This is a genomic window from Streptosporangium nanhuense, from assembly GCF_059358815.1.
Map to the genome: position 1 here is coordinate 208082 of NZ_JCADBG010000009.1, position 21413 is coordinate 229494.

Consider the following 21413-nt stretch of genomic DNA (forward strand, 5'->3'; position numbering starts at 1 on the left):
TCCGAGTGATCCGCCGCTTTCGTCCCTCCCGTGCTTTCGTCCCCGGTGAAACCGCCGTCAGGACCAGGTCTGGCCCTCCGGGGTGTCGACGACCTTCACGCCGAGGGCCGCCAGCTCGTCGCGGAGGCTGTCGGAGGCGGCCCAGTCCTTGGCGTCGCGGGCCCGCGCGCGCCGCTCCAGCAGCTCGGCGGCGCCCTCGGGCAGGGGCTTCGGCCGGACCGTCCTGCCGATGTCGAGGGAGAGGTCCAGGGCGAGGATCTGGTCGAGGTGCAGGAACGCCTCGAAGCGGGAACCGGGGGAGATCGAGCCGTCGCGCTCCAGCTCGCGCAGGAGCCGCAGCGCCAGCGGGGTGTCGAGGTCGTCGTCGAAGGCGGCCTCGATCCGGGAGACCCGGTCGGCGGGCATCGGGCCGCTCGGCGACTCCGACCACTCGGCCACCTGGCCGCGCCAGCGCCGCAGCGTCTTGTCGGCGGCCCGCAGGGTGTCCCAGGTGAGGTTCATCTGCTGGCGGTGGCGGTGCTCCAGCAGCGCGAGCCGCACGGCCAGCGGGTCGAGGCCCGCGTCCGCCACGTCCTTGAGCAGGACCACGTTGCCGGTGGACTTCGACATCTTGCGCCCGTCGAAGAGCAGGTGCTCGCCGTGCACCCAGTGCCGCACCACCTCGTGCCCTGCGGTGGCGTCGGACTGGGCGCGCTCGTCCTCGTGGTGCGGGAAGCGCAGGTCGATCCCGCCGGTGTGCAGGTCGATGTTCTCGCCGAGGAAGCGCAGCGACATGGCCGAGCACTCGATGTGCCAGCCGGGAAAGCCCCGGCCCCACGGGGTCTCCCAGGTCAGCCCCTGGTCGGAGGGCTTCCACAGCGCCCAGTCGGCGTGGAACCGCTTGCGCGGGTCGACGGCCTCGATCCGGTGGCCCGGCCTCAGCTGGTCGAGCCGGTTGCCGGAGATCTCCCCGTACGACGGGAAGGAGGCGGCGTCGAAGAAGACCGACCCGTCGGGCACCGCGTACGCGTGCCCCTTCTCGATCAGCTTGGCGATCATCTCGACCATCAGGTCGATCGTCTCGCTCGCCCGGGGCGAGTGCTCGGGCGGGCGGATGTTCAGCGCGGTCGTGTCCGCCACGAAGGCGTCCTCGTAGAACCGCGCGACCTCCAGGACGCCCCGCCCCTCGGCCCTGGCCTGGGCGAGCACCTTGTCCTCGCCCGAGGGGTCGATCTCGGTGTCGTCCACAAGGTGCCCGACGTCGGTGATGTTGCGGCAGGCCACCACCCGGACCCGCTGCCGCTCGCTGACCCGCCTGATCAGGTCCGCCAGCAGGTACGACCGCATGTTGCCCACGTGGGCCGACCGGTAGACGGTCGGGCCGCAGGTGTACATCCGCAGGGAGCGGCTCCCCTCGGGGACGATCCGCTCAACCCGGCGATTCCGCGTGTCATACAGGCTCAGCATGTGTCGAGCCTACGCAATCCCGTCCGGTCTCACAGCGTAAGAGTCCACACGGGTGAGTCAGCGCGGGGGAGTTCGCACGGGGGAATTCACGAGGGGGAGTCAGCGCGGGCGCGGCCCGGGTCCGGTCGTGTGTCCGGGCCCGGGGCACGACGCCTCGGCCTTCAGCCTTCTAGCCCTCTCAGCCTTCTAGCCCTCTCAGGCCCTCTCAGGCCCTCTCAGCCTTCGAGGAAGGCGAGGATCTCGCGGTCGCCCCGGTCGCGCAGGCGGGCGATCACCTCCTCGCGGGTGCAGCCCTCCGACAGGCCGATGCGGGCGCCGATCAGGCGGACACCCTCGGCCTCCGAGGCCACCGGGGCCGTGTAGCCGATCAGGTGCAGCGCCCGGTTCAGCGCCGGCAGGGCCGGCGAGGCCGCGGGCAGGTAGCGGGTGAGCAGCTCGCCGCCGTCGGAGACCGTCAGGAAGACGTGGTCGCCCTCGGAGGCGTTGGCGGCGATCAGGACGGGGCGGATGGACCCCATGGTCGGCTGGTTGTGCCAGCTGATCACCACGTCGCCCGAGGGGGTGGAGGCGGTCAGCTGGCCGCCGGGGGCCATGCCCAGGTGCGCGGCGAAGCCGGTCGGCAGCGGGGAGCCCGAGCCGCGCAGGTGCTCGGCGTTGACGTCCACCCGGTGCCACCAGCGCCCGTCGCGGCTGCGGAAGCAGCGCCGGGTCTCCGAGACGTCCCGGCGCGGCTGGTAGTCGGCCTGCTCGGCCCCGGCCACCCTGATCCACCCGCGCTGCGTGCGCTCGAAGCCGGGCCCGCCCGCGTACGCGCGGACCGAGCTCTCGCTCACGTCGTAGCGGCCGGTGAGGTTGGTGACGATCGTGTTGACCGACGCCTCGCCGTTGGACCGCTCGATCTCCCTGACGATCATCTCCCGGATGCCCAGGTACTGCTCGCCGCCCCAGCGCGACAGCCCGTACTTGTTCCGGTCGACCCGCAGGAAGCGGTCGTCGGCGGTGAGCTGGTTGCGGATGCCGACGAGGCTGTAGTCCTCGCCGATGCGCTCCTGGATCTCCTCGGGCGTCAGCGGGCCGCCCGCCACCGCCAGCACGGCCTCGGCCTTGTCGTTGACGCTGCGCGGCCAGGGGACCACGTGGTTCTCCAGCACCCGCAGCTGGGGCACCGCGATGAGCCAGCGCTCGGCCACGTCCTCGCGGATGCCGAGCTGGCTGGCCAGCGTCACGGCCTCGTCCAGCGGGCGCGGCCCGTCGGTGAACAGCTGCCGGGTCTTCTCCCTCAGCTCGTCGGCCCCCCCGGCGACCAGCCAGCCGTCCACCTGCTCGTAGCCGGTCAGCAGGGTCCGTACGAACCGCCAGGAGGGGATGCCCAGGGTGGCCAGGTCGGTGCGGTGCCACGGCACGGCGGCGGCGAGGTCGTCGGCGGGCACGGCGGAGCCCAGCCGGCCCCGCAGCCACGACACGTGGGCGATCAGCGGCGCCGCGTCGTCCTTGGCGAGCCAGGCCTCGACGTGGTCGCGCAGGTCGCGCTCGATCTGCCGGATGCGCTCCCTGGTGACCGAGAACCGCTGGGCGAGATCGTCGAGCGTGGCCCGCTGGGAGGCGTACAGCCGGTCCCTGGCGATGGCCCGCTGGCGCTCGTCCAGCGTGGCGAAGACCTCGTCGATCAGCTCCGGCAGCGGCCGGTCGGGCCGGGAGGGGCGGATCCTGGCGACGCTCTCCTCGGTGACCGGTTCGAGGAGCCGCTCCAGCACGCCGGTGAACAGCTTGTGCACCACCTCGCGGCCGAGCCCCTCGGGCGTGCGGACGCTCGCGGCGGGGTCGGCGAACCTGAGCAGGGGGAGAACGTCACCGAGCATCAGGTGACCCCAGCACGCCAGGGCGAGGTCGGTCAGGCGACCGGCGACCTCGGACGTCCCGATGGTCGAGCAGGCGGTGTCGAGCGGGAGCGCCTGCCACCACGCCTCCGGGAGGCGGGGGTCGGTCGCGATCGGCGCTACCTGGCCGGGAGAGGTCCAGCGCAAGGGTGGCGCGATGTCGCTCAGGCTGAGGTTCATTGAGGTCCAACCGGCAAAGGGGAATATATCCGCAGTTCAGACTATGTGGTCAGGTAGGAAGGAAGGGACTTGCCCGTCCGTAATGAGAAACGTAGAGGAGTTCCCTCGCCCGGGTGCAGGCCACGTAGAGCAGGCCGCGCTCGCGCTGGAGGTCGTGTGCCCTGGCCGCGGGATCCTCGCCCACCGGGGTCAGGGAGTCGGGGGCGGGCACGATCCCGTCGGCCACGCCGATCACCGCGACCCGCCGGAACTCCAGCCCCTTCATACCGTGCAGCGTCGTCACCCGTACCCCCAGATCACGCAGAGCGGCCCGCGCGTCACGCACGAGGCCGGCGGTCCTGGCGGCCACCGCTATCTCCTCGGGCGTCACGCCCTCATTCACCCACTGTCCCACCTGTGCCAGCAGACCCGTCAGCTCATCCTGCGCCGAATGGTAGGCGCGGACCACCGGCCGGAGCCCGTGCCGGGTGCCCCGGAAGCCGTAAAGCTCCTGCACACCGTTGACGAGGCCGTCGGCCGGACCGCCCCCGCGTAACCGGACCCCCCAGGACAGGATTTCCCTGGGCAGCCGGTACGACACCCTCAGGCGCTGCTGGATCGCGTCGATCCCGACGGCGCCGAGCGTCACCCGCGTGTCGAAGATGCGCTGGTGCGGGTCGCCCACGACGAACAGGTCGTCGCGGGCGTGCGGCACCGCCGCCCGCAGCAGCCGCCACTGCGCCGGGTGCAGGTCCTGCGCCTCGTCCACCACGATGTGCCGGTACGGCTCCCGCGCCGGCTCCGCCTCCTCCAGCAGGTCCCCGGTCGTCTGGCCGAGCAGCGTCGACGCCTCGGAGGCCAGCTGCAGCAGGGTCCGCTTGCCGCGCTCCCGCAGCCGCCCGGTGACGTGCTCGACGGCCTTCCACACGGAGACGCGCTCCTCGGCCGCCAGTTCGACGCTGCGGCCCGGACGGGGGGCCTCCAGGTATTCCTCCAGGGTCCGCAGGTTCTGCGCCAGGACCACCTGCTCCCACTCGCGCAGCAGGAACGCCGGGCTGTGGCCGCTGCGGGTCTCCTCCCAGAGCGCGGTCAGCTCGCCGGCGCCGACCAGGGCGGGCGGGCGCCCCTCGGCCTCGGCGACGATGCGGTGGGCCAGCCGGTCCACGTTGCCGACCTCGATCCGCTTGCGGACCACCTCGTCCTCGATGAGCAGGTCCAGCCTGGCCGCGAGCTCGGCGCTCAGCCCCTGGGAGAAGGTGACGAGCAGGATCTGCCCGCTCGCGCGCCCGGCCAGGTGGGCCGCCCTGTGCAGGGCCACGAGCGTCTTGCCGGTGCCGGCGCCGCCGGTGACCAGCGTCGGCTGCTGGTAGGAGTCCCAGTACGCCAGCCGGTGCTGCGGCGGGTACAGGAACACGCACCAGTCCGGCGCGTCGAGCACGCGGTTCAGCTCGCTCGGGTCGTCGGTGAAGACGGCGCGGTCCGGGCTGCGCAGGAGCGCGGCGCCGAAGTCCTCGGGATTGATCGGCTCGGGATCCGCGGCGACGGCGCGGCAGTTCTCCAGCTCCCGCCAGGCCCCGGCCATCGACTCGCCCCTGGCGAGCGCCGCCAGCGGCTCGTACTGCGTCGGGGGCAGCAGCGGTTCGAGGGCCTCCAGGGTGAGCTGGTCGGTGATCTGCCTGACCAGCGGCAGGAACCGGCCGTCGACCCCCAGCTCGGCCAGGTCGCTGTCGCAGAAGTCGGAGAACAGGCGCGTCGCGGACGCCTCGGCCGCCCTGCGCACCGCGGGCCGCACCCGGTCCAGCGCCTCGGCGTCCCACATCTCGACCACGCCCAGCGCCGTGTTGACGCCGAACCGGTAGCGCTGGGCGTACGCCCACGCCTCCGCGTCCGGCAGCACGGTCAGCAGCCAGTAGACGTCCCGCTGCTTGACCACGACGCCCCGGTGCCGGTCGGCCAGCCTCAGGGTCGCCACCCGGGGGTCCCTCGCCCCCCTGACCCGCTCGGGGTGCGGGGCGCCCGCCACGTTCTGCAGGAACCTGCGCGCCGAGACCACGACGTCCCGGCGCACCGGCTGGGCCAGGGCGCCGAGTTCGACGGGGAAGTCCGGGGAGATGGCGAGGCGGGGCATGGGTCAGGCCAACAGTGAAAGGAGATCGCGGTCCCCGCGTTCTCGCAGCCGGGTGAGGAGTTCCGGGGTGGCCACGGGGCCCGTCATGCCGACCCGGGTGGCGATGACCCGCCCGGCCTGCTCGGGGGTGCCGCCCGTCGCGGTGTAGCCGACCAGCCGCAGCGCCCGCGCCGTCGCCTCCACCTCCTCGCCCGCGGCCGGCAGGTGCCTGGCCCGCAGCACGCCCTCGTCCGACAGGGTCAGGAACAGGTGGCTGCCCTCCCTGGCGCCCACGTCCTCCAGGAGCGTCATGAGCGACTCCAGCACGGGCCGGTCCTGCCAGCTGAGGACCAGCTCCCCGACCGCGCTGCTGACCGTACGGCCGTCACCGGGAGACATCCCGAGGTAGGCGGCGAACCCGCTGGGCAGCGGGCACTCGGCGCCCCCGAGGTGCTCCGCGGTGACGTCGATCCTCAGCCACCAGCGGCCGTCGGGCTGCCGGAAGCAGCGCCTGGTCAGCGAGACGTCCTTCAGCGGGCGGAACGGGGCCTTCTTCGGCTCCTGGCCGTTCGGGGGCCCGCCGGTCCCCTCCGCGGGCTTCTCCGCGGTCAGGGCCGGGGCGCCGTTCGAGCGCTGGGGAGGCCGCTCGCCCGCGCCGAGGATGCGCAGCTGAGGGACGTTCTCCAGCCACTCCTTGGACACCTCGGGGTGGATGCCCAGCGAGGAGACCATGTCGAGGGCCTTGTTGATGGTGAGCGGCGGCTTGGCGCCGCTGATCATGTCGCGGGTGCGGTGGCGCAGCTCGGTGATGTCGCCCTCCACCAGCCACTCGTCGACCAGGTGGTACCCGGGCAGGCCGGCCAGCACGAACTGCCAGGCCGGCACGTCCAGGGAGTGCAGCTCCAGGGTGTGCCAGGGGGCCGCGTTGATCAGCCGCTCCCTGGGCGCGGCCTTGCCGAGGATCCCCTTCACCTCCTCCAGGTGCTCCCGGTACGGGGTGGCCTCGTCGGAGGCGGTCCACTCGGCGAGCTCCCGGCGCAGGTCGGCCTCGATGTCGCCGATGACCTCCGGGGACACCGCGAAGAGCTTGGCCAGCGCCTCCACGGTCGCCGGGGCGTCGCTGAACAGCCTGTTCTGCGCCACCGCCCAGCGCTTGTCCTCCACGTTGGCGAAGACGCCGTCCACCAGCGCGTGCAGGCTCTTGCGTCCGGGCTGTGCCGCCCTGTGCTCCTCGTCGCTCCCGTGGCCCTCGTGGCCCTCGTGGCCCTCGTCGCCCTCGTCGCTCTTCGCGACCGGCTGGGGGGCGTCCTCCGCCTCGGGGGCGTCGGCGGGTGCGTGGTCGTCCGCCCGGTCGTCCTCGGAGCTGTCCTCGAAGCTGTCCTCGCGGTCGTCCCCGGACGTGCCCTCGACCTCGGGGGCCGGTTCGGAGACGGGCCCGGAACCGGGCGGGAGGACGGGCTCGGCCTCGGCGACGGCGTCCGCCTCCGCGGAGCCGGTCCTGGCGACGGCGTCCGCGTCCGCGCCGGTGGGTCCGGTGGGTCCGGTGGGTCCGGTGGGTCCGGCCTCGGAGGCGAGCCCGGCCTCGGCGGGCCTGGCGGCCTCGGCGAGCCTGATGGCCTCGGCGAGCCTCACGTCGTCAGGGGACCTCGCGTCCTCGGGGGCGGCCGGGAACCGCTCCTCCTGCCGGTTCCTCCTCGCGGAGGCGGGCTGGAAGAGCGACCCGGGGGCCTCCCGGGGGCCGGCGTCCGCGTCCCGCGTGCCGCGGTCCCCGGACGCCGGCAGGGCGTCGCGCTCCCGGGGCGGTTTGCGCTTCGGCAGGACGATGGGCTCGGCGAGGGCCTCGGGGCCCGTCTCCGGCGCCTCCTCGGGGTGGGAGGCGGCGACGGGCGGAGCGTCCGGAACCGGGAGGTCTCCGGCGGCGGGCTCGCTCGCGACGGGTCCATCGGCGGCGGGTTCTCCCGAAGCAGGATCGCCCGAAGCAGAGCCGCCCGAAGCAGGGCTACTCGGGACAGAGCCGTTCGGAACAGGGCCGTTCGAGACGCTCGCGACGGGTTCGCCCGAAACGGTGCCGCTCGCGACGGCTCCGTTCGAAGCGGGCTCGCTCGCGGCGGGCGCGAGGGGGGCCACCGGTCCGGGGGAGGAGACGGGTGCCCGGGAGGACCCGGCCGCTTGCGACGCCGGGGCCGCGTGGCCGGGGGTCACCAGGCGCGTGAAGACCGCCGTGAAGAGGGCCTGCAGCAGCGGTACCGGCTGGATGAACGGCTGGTCGCGCAGATCGTGACCGGTCAGCGAGAGCAGGCCGGGCCAGGACCCGGCCCGGTCGAGGGCGATGGCCGTGTAGGGCTCGTCCGCGTCGTCCGGATCCAGGACGTGCAGGGCGGGGAGCACGTCACCCACGGCGGCGGCCGGCCAGTGGTTCAGGGCGACCGAGGCGAGGATGTCGGCCAGCCTCTCCGGGCCCAGCACGGCGAGCACGCGGGCCATCGGCAGGCTTCGCCACCAAGCGTCCGGTAGGTCGGGCTGTTCGCGCAGAAGTGGGATCGTGGCCGCGTCGCTCCAGCGCAGCGGCGGCACGAGGTCACTCAGACAGAAGTTCATCCGTTCCCTTCACCAGCCCCTCAAGCCGCCCGAGTCACTCCATGTGGCCGGGGAACGAGACTCATGGAACAGACCATAGTCTGGCAAATCGCCCCGGCGCATAGGGGCGGTTCAGCGGCGTACGGCCGCGAACCGCAGTCGAACGTAGTCGGCCATCCAACCGCTCTCCCGCCGCAGGGCGGGTGCTGCCAGCTCGTTCACCCTGCGGAGCAGCGGGTCGATCATCTCCGCGGGCACCTCCTTGAGCAGCGAACCCGCGAACATCCGGACCCAGTCGGCCGCCCCGCCGGGGCACTCGTCGAGCGGGGTCGGCCGGTCGAAGTATTCCAGCAGGCGGACGGTGAAGCCGCCCTTCTCCAGCCGCGTGGCGTATTCGGCGGGCGTGGGGAAGTACCACGGCAGGTCGGGCTCGCGCAGCCCGTACTCCCGCCAGGCGGTGGAAAGCGCGGCCGTCAGCGCGGCGCAGTTGCCCGCGCCGCCCATCTCGGCCACGAACCGCCCGCCGGGGGTGAGGGCCTCGCGGACGCTGGTGATCACCGCGTCCGCCTCCCGGCCCATCCAGTGCAGGGCGGCGTTGGAGAAGACCGCGTCGTAGGGCTGGGCCACCGTGAAGTTGCGGCCGTCGCCGACGATGAAGTCCAGCCCCGGATTCTGGGCCAGGGCCTTCTCGATCATCGCCTGCGACCCGTCGATGCCCAGGACGCGGGCGCCCCGGGAGGTGATCTCGGCCGTCAGCACCCCCGTGCCGCAGCCGAGATCCACGATGCGCTCCCCCGGTTGCGGGTCGAGGAGGTCGACCAGGGGGGCGCCGTGCGCCGAGACGTACCCGAAGCTGCTGTCATACGCGCGAGCGTTCCACCTCATCGAGCTCGGGGTGTCGTATCGCAAGACGATCAGCTCACATTCTGAGACGCGAGACCTCTTGTCGGTCTCTCCAGACACTTTAGAGCCTCTGGGAAGTCACGACATATCAGTCTCAGCAGCCTCAGGTTCATCTCACCTTCCTGGCCCATTCCCGCTGGACGTAGGCCCTGGCCCTGTCGATCTCCGGGATGGAGAGGATCACCGGCTTCGCGCTGGTCGCGGGCAGTTTCGCGGCCAGCTCGCGGTCAAGGGTTCCGCGCATCTGCAGGGCCTCCATCCTGACCGGGCGGGCGTAACCCTTCAGGAACAGGTTCTGGCCCCTGTCGGAGAACAGGAACTCCTGCCAGAGCCGGGCCGCGGCCGGGTGCGGGGCCCGCTTGCTGACGGCCTGGACGTAGTACGCGCCGAGCACGGCGTCACCGGGGATCGCGACCCGCCACGCCTTGTCGGCGGCGGCCCGCTCGGCGTTGTGGTAGTCCCAGTCGACGAGCACCGAGGCCGCCTTGGGGGTGGCCGCGAGGTTGCCCTCGCCCTTGAGGCGGTGGAAGAACTCCACGCCCCGCTCGGCCCTCACCTCGCCGCCCCTGAGGGAGGCGGCCATCACCCCGTTGAAGGCCGCGGAGACCTCCCGGGGATCGCCGGGCAGCGCGACGCTGTGCCCCGGCTTGAGCAGGTCGGAGAAGGACGCGGGGGCCGCGACCTTGCTCGGGTCGTAGCCGATGGACATGTATCCGCCGTAACCGGCGTACCAGAGCCCCCTGTGGTCCTTCAGGCGGTCGGGGATGTCCTGCCAGCCCTGGACCTTGTACGGCGCGAAGAGGGCGGACCTGGCCGCGGCGACGTCCATGCTCAGGTCGAACACGTCCGGCTTGAGCTCGGCCGCGGCGGCGATCTCCCTGGCGCTGCTGGCGTCGGGCTCCAGCTGGCTGACCTTGATCCCGTACTCCTCCGAGAAGGTGTCGATGATCTCGCCGTAGTTCACCCAGTCGCGCGGCAGCGCGATCACCGTGAGCGCCCCCTCCTTCCTGGCCGCCTCGACGAGGCGCTCCATCGTCGCGAAGCCCTCCTTCAGGGAGGCGGCCTGCGTGTTGAGGGGCGGGAATTGGACGTTCTGAGGAGCCGGGGCGCCACATCCGGCGATCGTGGCCGTGAGGATCACGGCGGCTGCGGCGCTGGTACGTACGGTCACGAGCGGAATACTCTCCGCTGTCATTCGTCTGGTCGAGCAGGCGCGACCCTTCTTAACGAACGGCTTACACGTGTCTTGGCGAGCGGCTTACCCGGCGAGGGGCCGGACGTCGTCCGCGCGCGTCGCGCCGGCACTTCGCCAATGCCCGAGACCGGCCGCTCCGTTCACACCCGGATGCGGGCTCCGGCCCGTTCACCGGCTTGAGAGCCGGTCCGTTCAAGGGCGCGGGCGCGGGGAGTCCGGGACGACCTTCGCCGCGGCGAGCGTCTCCTCGTCGATCTCGACCAGGACGCCGTTTCGCCTCCGTACGCCGAGCACGCCGTCACGCCAGAACTCCAGCTCACCCACCGCGTCGCGGAACCCTTCGGGGACCCGTCTCCGAGTGGTGACTCTTTTGCCCACGTCGGAAGGGGTTATGGTGATGTTCAGGCGAGCGCTGAAACCAAGGGCCATCGGCTTTTGCCCCCTCCCGTTTCAGACACATGGCAGGCACGGCAATACTAGGGCTTAGCAACTCGCGGTCGAAGTCGTGCCTAGGTGCGTAAAGAAGAAGGAGCCCGAGGTGACCTACGTCATCGCGCAGCCTTGCGTGGACGTCCTGGACAAGGCGTGCATCGAGGAGTGCCCCGTCGATTGCATCTACGAGGGTGAGCGAATGCTCTACATTCACCCCGACGAATGCGTCGACTGTGGCGCGTGCGAACCCGTCTGCCCGGTGGAGGCCATCTTCTACGAGGACGACCTGCCCGAGCAGTGGAAGGACTTCTACAAGGCGAACGTGGACTTCTTCGAGGACATGGGGTCGCCCGGCGGCGCCTCCAAGGTCGGCAAGATCGAGAAGGACCACCCAGTCGTCGCGGCCCTGCCCCCGCAGGCCGAGAGCCACTAGGAGCAGGTGCCGGAGGGGACGGTCGCGACGGCCGTTCCTCTCCGGTGACCGCCTCCGGCAGACCCGCTTCAGCGAAGGACGACGGCTGATCACCATGAACGTCACACCCGACCGGCCGGAGGCCCCCGTGAACGGGCTGCCCGACTTCCCGTGGGACCGGCTCACGCCGCTGAAGGAGCTGGCGGCGTCGCATCCCGACGGGATCGTCGACCTGTCGGTGGGCACTCCCGTCGACCCGGTGCCCGCCGTCGTGCGGCAGGCTCTCGCGGACGCCTCCGACAGCCCCGGATACCCGCTGACGTACGGCACGGAGCGCCTGCGCTCGGCCGCCGCGGGCTGGCTGCGACGCAGGCACGGTGTGACCGTCGACCAGGCGGACGTGCTGCCGCTGATCGGTTCCAAGGAGTTCGTGGCCTGGCTGCCGACGCTGCTCGGCGCCGGCCCCGGGCAGCGGGTGATCTTCCCCGAGCTGGCCTACCCCACCTACGACGTGGGGGCGCGCCTCGCGGGCGCCGAGCCGTACGCCACCGACGGGCTGCTTCCCCTCGGGCCCGAGCGGGTGCCGCTGGTCTGGGTGAACTCCCCGTCCAACCCGACCGGCAGGGTCCTGCCCGCCGAGCACCTGCGCAAGGTCGTCTCGTGGGCGCGCGAGCACGGCGCGGTCGTGGCCTCCGACGAGTGCTACATCGAGCTGGGCTGGGAGGAGCGGCCGGTCTCGGTCCTGCACCCGGACGTCTGCGGCGGCTCGCACGAGGGCCTGCTCGCGGTGCACTCGCTGTCCAAGCGCTCCAACCTGGCCGGTTACCGGGCCGGTTTCGTCGCGGGCGACCCCGTGCTGATCAAGCGGCTGCTGGAGATACGCAAGCACGCGGGCATGATCATGCCCGCGCCGGTCCAGGCGGCGATGGCCGTGGCCCTGGACGACGACGAGCACGCCGAGGAGCAGCGGGCCCGCTACGCCGCCCGCCGCGCGGCGCTGCGTCCCGCGCTGGAGGCGGCCGGCTGGAAGATCGAGCACTCCACCGCGGGCCTGTATCTGTGGGCGTCCAACGGGGCGGGCTGCTGGGACCAGGTCCGCGCGCTGGCCGACCGGGGAATCCTGGTCGCGCCCGGCGACTTCTACGGGACCGCCGGCGAGCGGCACGTCAGGATCGCCGTGACGGCCGGTGACGAACGCATCAGTGCGGCGGTGCGCCGCCTCCAGTAGGATCGCGCGGCATGACCCCCGAGGTCGCCGTGATACTTGGATTGAGCGTGGCCACACTCGTCCTGTTGCTCGGCGCGTTCTTCGCGACGACGCGTCAGGACAGGAAGGCCGGCGATTCCGAGCGTTCCGGCGAGACCCCCCTCCCCTCGGTTGAAGCCGCGCAGCCGCGAGCCCAACCGTCCATGGGCCGTGTCGGCATCGACTACCCCGACCCGCGCACGATCAAGGTCGGCGACACGATCGACTGCCAGGGCGTGCGCAGCCGCGTCCTCGGTGCCCTGTACCTGTCGTGGCAGGGCACCCAGTGGACCGAGTACCTCCTCGACGACGGCACCCGGCGCTACCAGTGGCTGTCGATCCAGATGCACGACGGCCTGACGGCCGGTGAGCCTCCGCACCTGGAGGTGCTGCTGTGGACGCAGGTGCCCACCGAGGGCATGATCCCCGCCAAGGCCACGCTGAGCGTCGAGGGGGTCGACTTCTTCCCCGTCGACCGGGGCACCGCGGCCTTCCGCGGTGAGGGCGTCACCTCGATGCCCGAGCGGGGCCTGCTCGACTTCGCCGACTACCGGGCCGCCGACGGCCGCCTGCTCAGCTTCGAACGCCTCCAGGGCAAGCGCTGGAGCTCCTCCCACGCCCAGCCCCTGGCCCCCGGCACGATCAGGATCGAGAAGAAGGGCGGCTAGGAGAGCTCGACCCTCCCGGCGGACAAGGCGGGGTCGGCCTTCCAGCCGTCGTGGCCCTTCGCGGAGACCCACGACCGGCCGTCGTAGCGGATCCCGGTCAGCCCGAACGTCTTGGCGTGGGCGATCGACCAGGCGGCCACCAGCCAGCCGCGCCTGCGCGAGGGGGCCTCGAAGGACTTCCCCGGCCCCAGGGCCCTGGCGAGCCCGCGCTCGGCCCCCCGCTCGTCGGGAAGGGGGGTCTTGCCCGTCGGGACGGGGAACCAGCAGTGCACGGCCCCGGGCACCCGCCCGGTGAACCCGGCGGCGAGGATCTTCCCGTCGTCCTCGTGCTGGGCGTACGCCGACCCGTCGGCCGAGCGCTGCACCTCCTGGGCCGCCTCGTGGAGCGGCAGCTTCCGGTACCCCTTCACCTTCACCAGCGCGGCGAAGAACCTCCCCGAGGCGTAGACGGGGTCGACGAGCTGCTTGGGAGCGCCCCACCCCTGGGAGGGGCGCTGCTGGAACACGCCGACCGAGTCGCGGTCGCCGCCGGGGAGGTTCTCCAGCTTGGACTCCTGGATGGCGGTGGCGTAGGCGATCACCACGGCCCGCTCGGGCAGCTTCCTGCGGGCCGCCACGACCGCGATCACCGCGGCCACCTTGGCCTGTTCGAGATCCAGCTCCACCGAGCCCTCCGGTGTCGTGATCTTGCAGCCCTCGCCGAGGTCGACGAGCGGTGTCACCCGCCGGAGCAGGGTGAAGAGACCCACGGTGATGGCCACCGCGAGCACGGTCACGATCACGATGATCGCGATGACCCCTTTTGAGAAGCGCCGTCGCACGGTCAAGAACCTACAGGTCCCCCGCGATTGCGCGGTCCGGTAGAACCCCGCGAACGTAGGCTCCGGGCCATGACGCAGAGCGATGCCAGCCCGTTGCCCGCGGCCGTCGACGAGCTGTGGTGGCGCAGGGCCGAGCTGAGTCCCGCCGACACCGAGGCCCGTGCCGTCGTGGTCAGCGCGGTGGACATGCTCGACAGCGGCAAGGCCAGGGTGGCCGAGGTCTCCCGCGCCGGCGAGGTGGTCGTGGACGAGCGCGCCCGGCGGGCCGTCATGCTCGCGTTCCGGGTGCTCGGCATGGCCAGGTCCCAGGTGGGCGACTTCCACCACCACGACCGCGTCCCGCTCAAGACCTCCGTCGAGGGGGTGCGCGTCGTGCCGGGGGCGATCGCCCGCTGGGGCTCCTACCTGGCGCCGGGTGTCGTGCTGATGCCCTCGTTCGTCGACATCGGCGCCCACGTGGACGAGGGCAGCACGGTGGGCGCCTGGGTGTCGATCGGCGCGGGCGTCCAGATCGGCAGGAACGTGCGCCTGTCCGGGGGAGCCGGTGTCGGCGAGACCGGCGGCCGGGACGGCGAGGAGGACCCCCACGCGGCCGGGGAGCCGCCGGGACCGGCGCCCGTGGTCGTCGAGGACGGCGCGCTGATCGGCGGCCGGGCCGTGATCGTCGACGGGGCCCGGGTGGGCCGGGGCGCCGTGGTCGGGGCGGGGACGGTCCTGTCGGGCTCGACCCCGGTCGTCGACGTGCGGACGGGCGAGGAACTGGACCGCGGGCGCGTCCCCGACTGGTGCGTGGCGACCGGGGGCACCCGGTGGCGCGAGTTTCCCGGCGGCGGCTTCGGCCTGCGCTGCGTCCTGGTGCTCGAACGCCTGGCGGAGGGCCACCGGCCCGGCCGGGCCGAACTCGACCGCCTCCTGCACGAGTAGGCCGCCTCCCGGCCCCGGTGCGGGGTCTCCTACGGAGCCGGACCCGCGGAGCCGGACTCGGCCCGGATCCGGTACGAGTACTAGGGTCGCGGGCATGAGTACGCGTCTGGACCTCACGCAGGATGTCGGGGAGCTCACCGCCAGGATCGTGGACGTCGAGTCGGTCAGCGGCGGCGAGAAGGCCCTGGCCGACGCCGTGGAGGAGGCACTGCGGCCGCTCGGGCACCTGACCGTCGAGCGCGACGGCGAGTCGGTCGTGGCCCGCACCCACCTGGGCCGGGGCGAGCGGGTGGTGATCGCCGGACACCTCGACACCGTCCCCGTCGTCGGCAACCTGCCCAGCCGGGTCGAGGGCGACCGGCTGTACGGCTGCGGCACCTCGGACATGAAGGCCGGCGTCGCGGTCGCCCTGAAACTGGCGGCCGGTCTCCCCGAGCCCAGCAGGGACGTGACCTACGTCTTCTACGACTGCGAGGAGATCGAGTCCGAGCGCAACGGGCTGCTGCGGCTCAGCCGCAGGCATCCCGACTGGCTCGCGGGCGACTTCGCCGTCCTCATGGAGCCCACCGACGGCGTGATCGAGGGCGGCTGCCAGGGCACGCTCAGGGCTCAGGTCGTCACCCGGGGCAAGCGGTCGCACAGCGCCAGGTCCTGGCTCGGGGTCAACGCCGTCCACGCGGCCCAGCCGGTGCTCGCGATCCTGAACGCCTACGAGGCCAGGCTTCCCGTCGTGGACGGGCTGGAGTACCACGAGGGCCTGAACGCGGTGGGCATCGGCGGCGGCGTCGCGGGCAACGTGATCCCCGACGAGTGCGTGGTGACCGTGAACTACCGCTTCGCCCCCGACCTGTCGCTGGACGACGCGCGCGCCCACGTGAGCGAGGTGTTCGAGGGGTACGAGGTCCGCTTCACCGACGCCGCCGCCGCCGCACGGCCCGGCCTGACCCATCCGGTGGCGGCGGCCTTCGTCGGCGCCGTCGGCGGCACGCCGCGGGCCAAGCTCGGCTGGACCGACGTCTCGCTCTTCTCCGGCCTGGGCGTGCCCGCGGTCAACTACGGCCCCGGAGACCCGAATCTGGCGCACCAGAAGGACGAGTTCGTCTCGTTGCGGAAGATCGCCGACTGCGAGCGCGGAATGCTCGGCTGGCTGTCCTGAAAGGCCGGGCCCCTCGGGGCCGGGGCGCTGTTCGCGAGGTTCTCGGCGCGTGGGGGCCTGGAGAGACCCGGTACAAATGAAAGTGGCTTTCCTCGCCGGCCATTTGGCGGGGAAAGCCACTTTCAGTCCCGAGCAGCACCCTCGTGCAGTTAGACGCACCCTGTTCAAAGTCCGGTTCCATGTTTTCATGGAGATTTTTCAAGATTTTTCTGGGACGGCGCTACGGTGACCCGCATGAAGAAAAAACGTCCGGAACGTCGCCAGGGAGCCGCGGTGGTTCGCGGCGACCTGCTCTCCGACTCCACCCACGACCAGCGGCTTCTTGATCGGAGAGGCCCGGCCGACTGGCTGCACATGGACCCGTGGCGGGTGATGCGCATCCAGTCCGAGTTCGTCGAGGGCTTCGGCCAGCTCGCGGAGCTGCCCCAGGCGGTCACCGTCTTCGGCTCCGCGCGCACCCCCGTGGACAGCCCCGAGTACGAGATGGGGATCCAGCTGGGCCGAAAGCTGTCGGAGGCGGGCTACGCCGTGATCACCGGTGGCGGCCCCGGCTGCATGGAGGCCGCCAACAAGGGAGCGGTGGAGGCCGAGGGCGTCTCGGTGGGCCTGGGCATCGAGCTGCCCTTCGAGCAGAGCATGAACGAGTACGTCGACCTCGGCATCGAGTTCCGCTACTTCTTCGTCCGCAAGACCATGTTCGTGAAGTACTCCTGCGGATTCGTCACGCTGCCCGGCGGCTTCGGCACCATGGACGAGCTTTTCGAGGCGCTCACCCTGGTCCAGACCCAGAAGGTCACCTCCTTCCCGGTGGTGCTCATGGGGACGGAGTTCTGGGGCGGCCTGCTCGACTGGATCAAGAACACCCTCGTGGGGACGGGCAAGATCTCTCCGGCCGACGTGGATCTCATTCATGTCACCGACGACGTGGACGAGGCGGTCCGGATCATCGTGGAGGCCGACAGCAACAGGGGCGGGAGGCTGGAGGACGAGCGGAAGGCGGCCATGACCACGGTCGGCGATGCCGAATAAGGTCAGCGTGTGTTCATTTGTGTATTCCTCGCATCGAGTCAGAAGATCGACAAGAAGTATCTGGAGCTGGCGGAGCAGGTCGGCACCGAGCTCGCCGGCCGGGGGCACGGCCTGGTGAGCGGCGGGGCCAGGGTCTCCTGCATGGGAGCCGTGGCCCGCGCGGCCCGCGCCGGCGGTGCCCGCACCATCGGGGTGATCCCCCAGTCGCTGGTGGACATCGAGCTCGCGGACGAGGAGGCCGACGAGCTGGTGGTCACCACCGACATGCGCGAGCGCAAGGGGATCATGGACGCCCGCTCCGACGCCTTCCTGGTGCTGCCCGGCGGCATCGGGACGCTGGAGGAGCTGTTCGAGATCTGGACGGCCCGCACGCTCGGCCTGCACGACAAGCCGCTGGTGATCCTCGACCCCTGGGGGATCTACGAGCCGCTTCGGGAACTGGTCAACGGCATGGACGAGGCGGGCTTCACCCGCCCGAACGTCTTCGACGCCATCTCCTGGACCACCACGGTCGACGAGGCGTTCCAGCTGCTGGAGAAGTCGACCAGGCACCTGGAGCCGAGCCCGGAGGAGCTAGGCGAGGCCACGGCGGGTTAGCGCGGGCGGGCGCCGCCCGGCGAGGGAGTCGGTCATCTCGACCGCGAGCCGCACCTGCTCGGCGCGGCCCGTACGGAAGACGCGGGCGCCGGCCCAGGCGCAGATCGAGGCCGCGGTGAGCTCCGCGGCCTCGGCGTCCCGCTCCCTCGCGACGGCGTCGTCAGCGTCCCCTGTGTCCCCGGCGTCCCCCGCGTCCCCTGTGCCCCCGACGTACGCGGCGGCCAGCCGGGCGGGGGTGACGACCACGGTGTGCCCGGCCCGGACGAGCTCCTCGACCTCACCGACCGAACGGGCCTCGGCCCAGCCGGGCTCGCCCGGGTCGTCGGGCCCGAGCACGACGAAGGCCGTCACCGGGGGTGCCTCTCGTCGCGCGGGGCCGGCCCGCCGGGGGCGGGGTGTGCCGCGATGACCAGGTGGGACATGTCTCTCCGTACGCGGCGGGGTGTGCCGTGTCTGCGCGGGAGGTCCCGGGGGCACCCGGGCCCGTGGGCCGCGATCCGACAGGCCCGGCCGGAGGGCCGGGCGCTGGAACCCCCGGCTTCCACGCCGGGGAGGACGTCATGATCCGATCCTAGGCCAGCGGAGATGTGGCACGATTCGTATGTGCTGGTCGTATTAGCTTTCGCTGCCGTAGCCGTCATCGCCGGTGTCACGGTGGTCGCCATGGGCCGGGGAGGCGAGCTGAGTGAGTTCGCCCCCGACGTGCCCCCGCTGAACCTGCCGCAGGCGGGGCAGCTCGGCGCGGTCGACTTCATGGCCCTCCAGCTCCCGGTGAGCCTTGTTGGCTACAACACGCAGAGCGTGGACGAGACCCTGAACCGGGTCGCCGGGGCCCTGAGCGAGCGCGACACCAGGATCGCCGTGCTGGAGCAGCGGGTGTCTGAGCTGCTCGCCGGCAGGCTCCAGGCCCGCCACGAGCTCAACCCCGGCTCCCAGCCCCCCTCGCGCGGGCTCGAGTCGCCGTACGAGCTTCCCGGCGGGGACGGGTTCGGGGCGCCCGAGGAGCTGTCCAGCGGGTCGCCGGCCGTCTCGCGCGCCGAGCGCGGGACGGCGCCCGGCCTCTCGGGCGAGGACGGCCCGGGGACGTCCGAGGAGCCCTCCAGCCGGTCCTCGGAGGCGTCCGGGGAGCCTTCCGGCTGGTCGCGGGCCGCCCACGAGCCCAGGGGGGCCGACGAGCCCTCCGAGCCGGAGAGCCTCCCCGAGGCCGCCGGGACGACCGGGTCCGCTGAGGTCCCTGAGGTCCCTGAGGTCCCTGAGGTCCCTGAGGTCCCTGAGGCCGCTGGCGGCACCGAGGTCACCAGGACCACCGGGACGACCGGGACGACCGGGACGACCGGGACGACCGAGGCCGCCACGCCGTCCGGCGTGTCGCGGTTCGCCAGGCCGTCCGAGAAGCCGGAGCCGTCCTCGGCGCCGGACTCGCCGTCGTCCTCCTCCGGGGTCTCGGATTCCGGGGCCTCCGACGCGAAGGAGTCGTCTCCCGGCTCCGTCGGCCTCCGCACCGGGGAGCGGCGGGAGACGGAGGACCCTCGGTGACCGAAACCTCCAGAACCGTGACTCCTGTGACGCCGGTGGAGCCCGCGGAGCTCGTACGCTGCGGCTGGGCCACCTCCGCCCCCGACTACGTCGCCTACCACGACGAGGAGTGGGGCCGTCCGGTCACCGGCGACGACCGGGTGTTCGAGCGGATCGCCCTGGAGTCGTTCCAGTCCGGCCTGTCGTGGATCACCATCCTGCGCAAGCGGGAGAACTTCCGGACGGCCTTCGCCGGGTTCTCCATCCCGGCCGTGGCCGGGTTCGGCGACGCGGACGTCGCCCGCCTGCTCGGCGACGCGGGCATCGTCAGGAACCGGGCCAAGATCGAGGCGACGATCGCCAACGCGCGGGCCGCGCTCGACGTCGACCTGTCCGACCTCGTCTGGAAGCACGCGGACCCCGACGCGCCCGTCCCGGTGAACCCGGCGGACGTACCCGCCCAGACCGCCGGTTCCAAGGCCCTGGCCAAGGAGCTCAAGGCGCACGGCTTCCGCTTCATCGGCCCGACCACCGCCTACGCGCTGATGCAGGCCATCGGCCTGGTCAACGACCACCTGGCCGACTGCTGGACACGCCGGGCCTGACGCCCTGCCCGGGAGCGGCCCGAGGTCAGCGCCCCTCGAAGACGGGGCGTTCCCTGGCGAGGAAGGCGCGGGTCGCGTTCAGGTGGTCGCCGGTCTCGGCGCAGGTGTCCTGGAGGTCGGCCTCCAGCTCCAGGGCCTCGGCCAGCGAGCCGGTCGCGGCGAACCGCAGGGCGCGTTTGGTCGCCGCGTAGGCGCTCGTGGGGCCCTGCGCCAGCCGTACGGCCAGGGCGCGGGCCTCGGTGTCCAGCTCGCCGGCCGGGACGACCCGCGAGACGAGGCCGAGTTCGAGCGCGCGGTCCGCGCCGAAGGGCTCGCCGAGCAGCAGGAGCTCGGCCGCGCGGGCCGTGCCGACCAGGCGCTGGAGGGTCCAGGAGGCGCCGGAGTCGGGGGCCAGGGCGATCCCCGAGAAGGCCATCGCGAACCTCGCCCTCTCCGAGGCGATCCGCAGGTCGCACGCGAGGGCCAGGGAGGCGCCCGCGCCCGCGGCGACGCCGTTCACCGCCGCGACGACCGGCTTGCCCATCTCGGTGATCGTCTGGACGATCGGGTTGTAGTGGGTGCGCACGGTCCCGTCCAGCCCCCGGCCAGCCTCCAGGTTCGCGGCGTGCTCCGCCAGGTCCTGGCCGGCGCAGAAGGCCCGTCCCGCCCCGGTCAGCAGCACCGCCCGCACGGAGGGGTCGTGCGCCGCCGAGACCAGCGCCTCCAGCAGGGCGGTCTTCGCCCGGACCGTCAGCGCGTTCATCGCCTCCGGCCGGTTGACGACGATGGTGGCGACGGCGTCGTCGACGGAGTGGAGAACGTCGTTCAACGGATGCTCCTTCCGGACCTCCCGGCTCCGCCCGAGAACTCACCGAGGCCCTGTCTGTGCTGTTGGCGTGGCTCTGCCGAACATGTGGCTCTGCCGGTGGATTCGAGTCTCGCGCCGTCCGCGGGTGCCCGCCGAGGCGTTCGCTACGCCTCGGCGAGGTGGCGGTCGACGAAGGCGGCGGCGGCCGGGAGCAGCCGCCCGGCCTCGTGTTCGAAGTAGATCCTGGCCTTCTCTCCCGGCCAGCCCCTGGGCAGGAGCTCGGCGGGGAGCCCGGGGTCGCGGAACAGGAAGTTGCGCCAGCCGTGCAGCAGCCTGCTCCGGGTGGCGAACACCCGGTCGCCGCCCGCGTTGTCGGGCAGCCCGCCGACCAGGTCCATCGCCTGGGCGATCCACTCCTCGTAGGCGGCCCCGATGCCGTCCAGGTCCCATGTCCTGGCGACCAGGGCCGCGGGGTCACCGTCGAGCACCGCGTCGAACCGGTCGGCGGACAGGCCCTCGCCGTCGAGGATCGCGTCCAGCCCGGGGGAGGGGCGCGGCCCTATCCAGGTCGTCTCCGACATCGGCGCGTATCCGATGAAGGCCAGATCGGAGCGCAGGCGCTCCCGCCTGGACCGCTCGCGTACGGGTTCCACCACGAGGATGTGCCACCGGCCGTTCCAGGTGATCGTTCCGACTCGGTAAATTCTCAGCGCGGCCTCGTCGAGGCGGTGCACGCATTTGGGGGTGACCTCGTAGCCGGGGCCCCGGGGAAGCCTGGCGGGCGCGAGCCAGCCCTGCCGCACCATCCGCGAGACGGCGGTGCGTACGGCGGGAGCCGCGATGTCCAGCGGGGCGAGCAGGCGGACGAGGGCGGCCACGGACGCGCGACCGCCTCGGGACCTGAGGTGGTCCCCGTACAGATCGAAGAGAGCGGCGCGGGCGTTCACGAGGACAAGT

At 72.3% G+C, this 21413-nt stretch carries 20 protein-coding genes; 9 read left to right on the top strand and 11 right to left on the bottom strand.

Annotation, left to right across the window (positions count from 1 at the left end):
* Positions 1 to 57: 57 nt before the first annotated feature.
* The 7 genes from cysS to AC5L38_RS19400 all read right to left on the bottom strand — a co-directional run bounded on the left by cysS (position 58) and on the right by AC5L38_RS19400 (position 10642).
* Positions 58 to 1446: a cysteine--tRNA ligase gene (gene cysS, locus AC5L38_RS19370; protein WP_495244197.1), complete on the bottom strand. Its 1389-nt coding sequence runs from the start codon at positions 1444 to 1446 to the stop codon at positions 58 to 60.
* Between the two features lie 215 nt (positions 1447 to 1661).
* A complete protein-coding gene (locus AC5L38_RS19375; RefSeq protein WP_495244198.1) occupies positions 1662 to 3503 on the bottom strand; it encodes a sigma factor-like helix-turn-helix DNA-binding protein in 1842 nt (613 codons plus the stop codon).
* Between the two features lie 49 nt (positions 3504 to 3552).
* Positions 3553 to 5610: a UvrD-helicase domain-containing protein gene (locus tag AC5L38_RS19380; protein WP_495244199.1), complete on the bottom strand. Its 2058-nt coding sequence runs from the start codon at positions 5608 to 5610 to the stop codon at positions 3553 to 3555.
* 3 nt (positions 5611 to 5613) lie between these two features.
* Positions 5614 to 8187 carry a hypothetical protein gene (locus AC5L38_RS19385; protein ID WP_495244200.1) on the bottom strand — a complete coding sequence of 858 codons (2574 nt, stop codon included), beginning with the start codon at positions 8185 to 8187 and terminating at the stop codon, positions 5614 to 5616.
* Positions 8188 to 8298: 111 nt separating this feature from the next.
* Complete coding sequence (locus AC5L38_RS19390) at positions 8299 to 9051, bottom strand: class I SAM-dependent methyltransferase (RefSeq protein ID WP_495244201.1); 753 nt, start codon at positions 9049 to 9051, stop codon at positions 8299 to 8301.
* Between the two features lie 127 nt (positions 9052 to 9178).
* Positions 9179 to 10240, bottom strand: coding sequence for an ABC transporter substrate-binding protein (locus tag AC5L38_RS19395; RefSeq protein ID WP_495244202.1), 1062 nt, complete (start codon positions 10238 to 10240; stop codon positions 9179 to 9181).
* 216 nt (positions 10241 to 10456) lie between these two features.
* Positions 10457 to 10642, bottom strand: a complete 186-nt coding sequence (locus tag AC5L38_RS19400; RefSeq protein WP_495244203.1) for a putative acetyltransferase — start codon at positions 10640 to 10642, stop codon at positions 10457 to 10459.
* A 160-nt stretch (positions 10643 to 10802) separates the two neighbouring features.
* On the opposite strand from AC5L38_RS19400, the gene fdxA reads away from it, so the two are divergent.
* The 3 genes from fdxA to AC5L38_RS19415 all read left to right on the top strand — a co-directional run bounded on the left by fdxA (position 10803) and on the right by AC5L38_RS19415 (position 13022).
* Positions 10803 to 11129 (top strand): ferredoxin, encoded by a 327-nt coding sequence (gene fdxA / locus AC5L38_RS19405; RefSeq protein ID WP_386244006.1) that lies wholly within the window; start codon positions 10803 to 10805, stop codon positions 11127 to 11129.
* A gap of 94 nt (positions 11130 to 11223) precedes the next feature.
* Positions 11224 to 12336 (top strand): succinyldiaminopimelate transaminase, encoded by a 1113-nt coding sequence (gene dapC / locus AC5L38_RS19410; RefSeq protein ID WP_495244204.1) that lies wholly within the window; start codon positions 11224 to 11226, stop codon positions 12334 to 12336.
* A gap of 47 nt (positions 12337 to 12383) precedes the next feature.
* Complete coding sequence (locus AC5L38_RS19415) at positions 12384 to 13022, top strand: DUF4178 domain-containing protein (protein WP_495244205.1); 639 nt, start codon at positions 12384 to 12386, stop codon at positions 13020 to 13022.
* On the opposite strand, the gene AC5L38_RS19420 is transcribed toward AC5L38_RS19415, so the two are convergent.
* Positions 13019 to 13843, bottom strand: a complete 825-nt coding sequence (locus AC5L38_RS19420) for a hypothetical protein (protein ID WP_495244206.1) — start codon at positions 13841 to 13843, stop codon at positions 13019 to 13021. The genes AC5L38_RS19415 and AC5L38_RS19420 overlap by 4 nt on opposite strands.
* Before the next feature lie 69 nt (positions 13844 to 13912).
* Between AC5L38_RS19420 and AC5L38_RS19425 the strand changes: the two genes are divergently transcribed.
* The 4 genes from AC5L38_RS19425 to AC5L38_RS19440 all read left to right on the top strand — a co-directional run bounded on the left by AC5L38_RS19425 (position 13913) and on the right by AC5L38_RS19440 (position 17549).
* On the top strand, positions 13913 to 14767 hold the full coding sequence (locus AC5L38_RS19425) for a 2,3,4,5-tetrahydropyridine-2,6-dicarboxylate N-succinyltransferase (protein ID WP_495244207.1): 855 nt from the start codon (positions 13913 to 13915) through the stop codon (positions 14765 to 14767).
* Between the two features lie 94 nt (positions 14768 to 14861).
* Complete coding sequence (dapE, locus tag AC5L38_RS19430) at positions 14862 to 15923, top strand: succinyl-diaminopimelate desuccinylase (protein ID WP_495244208.1); 1062 nt, start codon at positions 14862 to 14864, stop codon at positions 15921 to 15923.
* Positions 15924 to 16157: 234 nt separating this feature from the next.
* On the top strand, positions 16158 to 16952 hold the full coding sequence (locus AC5L38_RS19435; RefSeq protein WP_389910045.1) for an LOG family protein: 795 nt from the start codon (positions 16158 to 16160) through the stop codon (positions 16950 to 16952).
* A gap of 9 nt (positions 16953 to 16961) precedes the next feature.
* Positions 16962 to 17549: an LOG family protein gene (locus tag AC5L38_RS19440; RefSeq protein ID WP_495244209.1), complete on the top strand. Its 588-nt coding sequence runs from the start codon at positions 16962 to 16964 to the stop codon at positions 17547 to 17549.
* Here the strand turns inward: AC5L38_RS19440 and AC5L38_RS19445 are convergent.
* Positions 17526 to 17900 carry a hypothetical protein gene (locus AC5L38_RS19445; protein WP_495244210.1) on the bottom strand — a complete coding sequence of 125 codons (375 nt, stop codon included), beginning with the start codon at positions 17898 to 17900 and terminating at the stop codon, positions 17526 to 17528. The two genes, AC5L38_RS19440 and AC5L38_RS19445, sit on opposite strands and share 24 nt — an antisense overlap.
* Positions 17901 to 18134: 234 nt before the next feature.
* Here AC5L38_RS19445 and AC5L38_RS19450 point away from each other — a divergent pair, with 234 nt between their 5' ends.
* Together AC5L38_RS19450 and AC5L38_RS19455 are read left to right on the top strand one after the other, a co-directional pair.
* Positions 18135 to 19085 carry a hypothetical protein gene (locus AC5L38_RS19450; protein ID WP_495244211.1) on the top strand — a complete coding sequence of 317 codons (951 nt, stop codon included), beginning with the start codon at positions 18135 to 18137 and terminating at the stop codon, positions 19083 to 19085.
* A 17-nt stretch (positions 19086 to 19102) separates the two neighbouring features.
* Entirely contained in the window at positions 19103 to 19669 is a 567-nt protein-coding gene (locus tag AC5L38_RS19455; protein ID WP_495244212.1) for a DNA-3-methyladenine glycosylase I, read from the top strand.
* Between the two features lie 25 nt (positions 19670 to 19694).
* Here AC5L38_RS19455 and AC5L38_RS19460 read toward each other — a convergent pair whose 3' ends face one another.
* Together AC5L38_RS19460 and AC5L38_RS19465 are read right to left on the bottom strand one after the other, a co-directional pair.
* Entirely contained in the window at positions 19695 to 20477 is a 783-nt protein-coding gene (locus tag AC5L38_RS19460; protein ID WP_495244213.1) for an enoyl-CoA hydratase-related protein, read from the bottom strand.
* Between the two features lie 143 nt (positions 20478 to 20620).
* Positions 20621 to 21403 carry a PaaX family transcriptional regulator gene (locus AC5L38_RS19465; protein WP_495244214.1) on the bottom strand — a complete coding sequence of 261 codons (783 nt, stop codon included), beginning with the start codon at positions 21401 to 21403 and terminating at the stop codon, positions 20621 to 20623.
* Between the last annotated feature and the right edge of the window lie 10 nt (positions 21404 to 21413).